4 protein-coding genes, 1 tRNA gene and 2 pseudogenes are annotated in these 5953 nt (G+C 31.4%); 5 read left to right on the top strand and 2 right to left on the bottom strand.

Annotated features, from left to right (window positions below):
• The first annotated feature begins 707 nt into the window (after window positions 1-707).
• The 4 genes and pseudogenes from JR053_RS04765 to JR053_RS04750 all read left to right on the top strand — a co-directional run bounded on the left by JR053_RS04765 (window position 708) and on the right by JR053_RS04750 (window position 3671).
• Window positions 708-1934, top strand: a complete 1227-nt coding sequence (locus JR053_RS04765) for a M61 family metallopeptidase (RefSeq protein ID WP_416603725.1) — start codon at window positions 708-710, stop codon at window positions 1932-1934.
• Window positions 1935-1999: 65 nt separating this feature from the next.
• Window positions 2000-2254, top strand: a complete 255-nt coding sequence (locus JR053_RS04760; protein ID WP_139686717.1) for a hypothetical protein — start codon at window positions 2000-2002, stop codon at window positions 2252-2254.
• Window positions 2255-2574: 320 nt separating this feature from the next.
• Window positions 2575-2748 carry a hypothetical protein gene (locus JR053_RS04755; RefSeq protein WP_179943622.1) on the top strand — a complete coding sequence of 58 codons (174 nt, stop codon included), beginning with the start codon at window positions 2575-2577 and terminating at the stop codon, window positions 2746-2748.
• Between the two features lie 94 nt (window positions 2749-2842).
• Window positions 2843-3671: pseudogene (locus tag JR053_RS04750) on the top strand (IS630 family transposase).
• A gap of 25 nt (window positions 3672-3696) precedes the next feature.
• Here JR053_RS04750 and JR053_RS04745 read toward each other — a convergent pair.
• Entirely contained in the window at window positions 3697-3957 is a 261-nt protein-coding gene (locus JR053_RS04745; RefSeq protein ID WP_416603722.1) for a hypothetical protein, read from the bottom strand.
• A gap of 457 nt (window positions 3958-4414) precedes the next feature.
• A tRNA-Met gene (locus tag JR053_RS04740) sits at window positions 4415-4491 on the bottom strand.
• A gap of 96 nt (window positions 4492-4587) precedes the next feature.
• On the opposite strand from JR053_RS04740, the pseudogene JR053_RS04735 reads away from it, so the two are divergent.
• Window positions 4588-5913: pseudogene (locus JR053_RS04735) on the top strand (ComEC/Rec2 family competence protein); the annotation flags it as partial.
• Window positions 5914-5953: the final 40 nt, after the last annotated feature.

The following is a 5953-nucleotide window of genomic DNA, read 5'->3' as shown; positions in this document are numbered from 1 at the left end:
AGTTAATTCATGCCTGTCAGATCAAGTCTAAACTATTACACTTTATTGTAAGGTCTACAGTGCCGTTACACCAAGACTAGCGCTTGGATTACCAATAACGCTAACTTTTGGGTTCCTTTTTTCTATAATATATTCTTATAGCTAAAAAATTACTTCCGCATATTCTAAATCTGATTATAATGACAATTAGAGATACTTTTAGAGCTCAAAAATTTATCTTTGTCTGCAGACTTTTTTTTATTAAACAATCAAACTCATAAAAAAATGTAGCGTATCCTCTTCAGCGTATGTGGGTACATACACACATACTTAATTTCTGTCGTATGTGCATTGCATTTTTTTCTAATCTTTTTTTTCAAAGGAGGATTTTATGTCCAGAATTCCAGATATTTGACGTTTACTTTAGCTAATAAAAACCAACTGGTACCTGCGGTTTTTATAGCCTCAAAATTTCAATCAAAATTCAACTATCATTCAAAGAAACTTATAGTTATTCTTAGTGTTATTACTGTAGTAACAGCGCTATGATGATAAGAATATACAATCCTTTGTAACTTTCTTCTCAGTCTTTATTATAAGGTGTTCAATAATATGGGAAGAGTAAAGTTTTAAAGAGATAATTAAAATTATCCTTATCACCTACTTAGCAATAAATTATATTTGCTTAATCGTGATTACTTACACTTTTTCAATGTCCTGTTTTATTTATGGCAAATATTAAGCTTAAAAACGTACACAGTTTATTCAATTATATTGTTTGCTTTTTCCTTATATACATTCAGTATACGCACTCTGCTATTGCTTTAGATAACTCTTCATCAAATTTGAAAAAATTACCTAATTTTCTACCTTTTAGAAAACCTTTTGATAATATAGAAAAAATTATTAGAACTGACAATTTTAGAAGTTTTGATCTTGATAAAAGAAATAAGCTTTATACCAATGCTCATAATAGTATCAGTCTTGTAAATATTACTAATAAAATTATCTTAGCTCAAGACAACTTATTCACACTAAAAAGCAAGCCGTATGATATAGTACTTGTTGACAATCCTAACCTTAGTAAAACTACGGGTGTTGCAGAAAAAGATTATATAATTGTTGAAGGAGACTTTAAGAAAAATACCAAAAATTATACTAGAGTGATATCACATGAATTAATTCACAGATATATAGGACATATAACAGAGCAAGACAACGATAAGAAAAATGAAATAAAATATAAGTGGTTTTTTGAAGGATTTACGGAATTTTATGGAGTGAAAACCTTACTTGACACAAAACTTATTGATAAAGATGAGTACTTAGAAATAATTAATATTACTTTAAAAGAATATTGTAATTCTTTAATACCTGATATTGATTTCGAAAAAATAAATCAAAATCATTTACTTGATCAAAACATAAGCATGTTGAGCTATAACAAAGGTTTTATTCTTGCAATGATAATTGATGAGAAATTAAATGAGGTTAGTAATGGAAGGTATAACTTATTGACTACTATAAATAGTATAATAAGTGAAATAACTTCAAAGCAAGTTAATTTTAATGTTGACTTATTTGCAAGTCATTTAAAACATTACTTACCAGAGTCTTTGATAAAAGACATCATAGCCTCTATAAGAGATTCTAGCATACTTCTCAGTTTGTTACCTAGTAGATTACTCAATAAAAATTTAACTTTCCAAGATACTGATAAGTATAGTGATATATGCTTTAACTTAACCAGAAGTCTAGAGCTACAAAAAATACGTGGGGTTAAATTAGGTAGTGATTGCCATAATATGGGACTCAAGAATGGTCAAGAACTAAAGTGTTATAGTATTGACTTTAATAGTGGTAATATTAAGTTAAAAGTCCTTGAAAACAAGATACCGAAAGTTATACATTTGAAAGCCAACAAAATAACGAGTAGCACTCCAATATATAAATAGCTCAAATAAATGCTTGACAAAAGCTATAGTAAACCTAGAGTTTGCTATTTTAAAGCAAAATAATTATGGTAAACAATAAAGAAAAACAAGTGGATTTATTATTAGAGCGTCTTAGCGTTAATATTGGTCAAGTTAGTAGTAGTATTATACTTAAAAGAATAGAGAAACTTTCAGGTAATTTTTATGGTAGAAATAATCACAGTAGCCATTGTCAGTTTGATAGAGATGGTGGAGGACATGGTAATATATGCTGGGCAGATAAGATTACAGAAGACTTAAGTAAAATTAATAGCGGAAAGGGTAAGGAAGTGTCCAGGTAATTTCCACGATAGAAGTAATTACTTTAAGCACAATAGTTACTGTCAATTTGAATGTGAGGTATGTTAGTGAAGGCTGGTGTTATACTTAAAACTATAGAAAGGTGTAATATTAATTGCACCTACTGCTATTATTTTAATAAAGCTGACCAATCGTGGCGCAATCGAAAGCCTCATATATCGATGGAAATGATTGATAAGTTCAATGATCTTATTTCTCAAGGAGAACATGTGTCCCTCATAAATTTGTCGAATATAACATCAGCAATACTAGTTGGGCTAAGTTCTTATCAGATAAATTTTTTAATAACTTTTTGAGTGATATGGAAAACAGGCCTGACGATTGTAAGCAGTGTTGTTATGAAAATATTTGTGGTGGGGGAAGTTATGGTAACAGGTTTAACCCTGCCAACGTAAGTTTTAATAATCCTTCAGTATATTGCGAGGGATTTTTGGCAAAGGATTATACAATTTCTTTTAATGCATGGATTTTCTAAAGAAAAATTACGGCAGGTATTATTGAATAGTATAGCCCTTCTCATAATAGTCCAAAAAGAGTAAGATATGGATTGATAGTAGTGGAAGGTAAGGATGCCAGTAGCATATAGTTATGACTTAAGAAAAAAGGTAATGGAAGCATTGGATGGAGGAGAGAGTGGAGAAACTGTTGCCAAGAGATTTAAGATCGGAAAAACAACTTTATATGAGTGGAAGAAAAGACGTGAGAAAACGGGAGATTTTCAGTCAAAAAAGCCTGGAAGCGTGGCATAAAATTACCGACTGGAATGCATTTGCCGAATTTGCAAATGAGCAAGGTGGCAAAACTCAGTCAGAGATGCTGGGGCAATATTAGTAGACAAACAATTCATCGAGCACTTAAAAATATAGGATTCACAAGAAAAAAAAGACCTACGGATATAAAGAAAGAAATGAAGAAAAGCGAGCTCAATTTTCAAAGGTTATAGCAACAAAAGAACCTAAAGAATTAGTGTATATAGATGAGTCTGGCATTGATAACACTGAACCTATGGGTATTGCCAGAAAGGACAGCGGTTTTATGCCCTAAAATCTGGGAAGAAAACTCAACGAATTAGCATGGTTGCAACCTTAAGTGGAAGAAAAATAATTGCTCCGTTAACCTTTGAAGGCCACTGCAATATGGATATCTTTAATAAATGGTTTGAGCAGTTTCTGACACCGATTTTGGAACCTGGACAAACTGTTATCCTTGATAATGCTACTTTTCATAAGTCTAATAAGATTTGCTAAAGGAGTTGGTGCAGAAATTTTATATCTTCCTCCATATTCTCCAGATTTTAACAAAATTGAACATTATTGGTTTGCTATAAAAAACAGAACCAGGAAAAACATTCCTTTATTCAAATCTTTTCGTCATGCTGTCGATTCTTCTTTCTTATGACCTTTTTGGACTATTATGGGAAGGGCTATACTTTACAAAACTTATTTTTTGTAATATCTCTTGTTTCTGCTAGCAAAAATCCGATTCCGTCTTGGCAATTCACTCTCTTAACTGACTCAGCAGATACCGAGAACATTTTCTCTACAGACTTTTTCTCACAACCAAAAAGAAACGTATAATATCCCATAGACAGAGTCAAGAGAAGGAATATAGCTGGAAGCAAGAATGGAGCAAGTAGATTTTGTGATTCAGGAAAGATAAACCAGACGGCAGTTGCTGCTGACACAGCTAAAAATAATCATGACATAACGAGTTTTATTTTTCTTCTGTATCCGTTATCAATAACTGTATTTATGCCAATAAAAGCTACATCAACCATTGCTCATACCTCACTAAAAGTAATATTAGCTTAATAATAGCATTGTTGTGATAAGAAATCAATATTATGAATATTTTAATTAATTTATAAAATCATCCAACCAAATAGAAAAAAGGCAAAAGAAGTCCCGAATAGCGAGTTTTAATAATTTAAATTGATAATGTACTAACAAGCGTGATTTGGCTAAATGTAGAAAAAATAAAAAAGACATGCAGCCACTATAATTTAATGTAATTCACCAATAAATACCTTAAGTTTTTTACTGAATGTTGCGATTGAGCCTACAGGTCAAAAACAAGCTTTGAGTCAGAAATACCATTGCTATTATAATAAGAGAAATCGCGATGTTTGTACAATTGAAAGATGGTTGCGGGAGTAGGATTTGAACCTACGACCTTCAGGTTATGAGCCTGACGAGCTACCGAGCTGCTCCATCCCGCGTCGTTGCTTATTTATTATTATATGCGTAATAATAATAAATAAAAGAATAAAATCACACTATTACATATATTTATATATCTATTAACCTTTCTTAACATGATAGTAAATTATATACATAACAATCTGTGCAATGAAAAATATAACTTGATATTGTGGTTCCCTGTTTTTCAGTGTGCAGGAATTTTAACATATTTCTCATTAAATTTTGAACCAAGCTGTGCTTTCACTATATCTATTTTTCTCTTGCTTTCACCTATACTAATTCTGATTGCAATATTATACAGGAAATACGCAATATTATGCATTTCTTTAATTGCAGTGCTCATAGGATTTACAGCCAGCAAATTCAGAACAGATTCAGTTAATACTCACATTCTTGATAAGGAAAGGTATGTGAAAGATATTGTTGCTACAGTGAAGGATATTAACGATAGGAGCTCATATAAACAATTTTTGCTTTATGAAATAAAAAACACGAAGTTCAAGCTGGATAACATCAGAATATCAGTTAAAACCAAAGCGGAAGAAGGCATTAAAATAGGGGATCAAGTAAAATTATCAGCAAAACTCTTTCCTCCAAAAATTGCGCCTTCGGAATATGCATATGATTTTGCAAGAATAGCATATTATCAGAAAATAAGTGCAACAGGCTTTGCAACAAGCAAAATAGTCCTGTACAAAAAGGCTGAAGCAAGAAAATTTCAAGAGTATATAGAATCTTTCCGTCAATATATCTATGAAAACCTACAGCAAAATACCAAAAAGCCACACGCGGACATAATCTCTGCATTATTAATTGGCAAAAAAGACGGGATAGATCAAAAAACTATGAATGCGATACGAGATTCAGGTATAGCACATTTATTCGCTATATCTGGTTTACATTTATCGTTTGTTGCTGGTCTATTTTTTATAGTATTCCGTAATTTATTTGCAATATCTGAAACTTTGACTCTTAAATATAACACTAAAAAAATATCTGCATTCTTTACTATCTTGCCAACTACCTTTTATTTGTTGATTACCGGTATGCAAATTTCTGCTCAGCGTGCCTACATCATGGTGATCTTGGTACTTGTTGCAATAATCATAGAAAGGAAATATCGAGGATTAATAGCAATTGCGTTTGCTGCTTCGGTGATACTCATAGTGGAGCCAGAAGCAATCTTAAAGCCAGGTTTTCAAATGTCATTTTCTGCTGTTTTGGCACTAGTTGCCAGCTATCAGATCAATGCTAATAAGTTATTCAAAATAAAAATAATAAAATATTTTGTGTCGATAATGATCAGCTCAATAATAGCAAGTTTAGCAACTGTTCCGTACACAATATACAATTTTAACTATTTTTCAATCAGTGGCATTATCACAAATTTGATTGCTATACCAATAGTTACACTCATTATTATTCCACTTGGAATTCTGTAATAGTTTAGACTTGATCTGACAAGCAAACAAAGTAAGA

The organism is Wolbachia endosymbiont of Nasonia vitripennis (genome assembly GCF_048054115.1).
Taxonomy (GTDB): Bacteria; Pseudomonadota; Alphaproteobacteria; order Rickettsiales; family Anaplasmataceae; genus Wolbachia.
The sequence above is the reverse complement of the archived record's forward strand: the minus strand, read 5'-3'. Positions and strand labels throughout refer to the sequence as shown.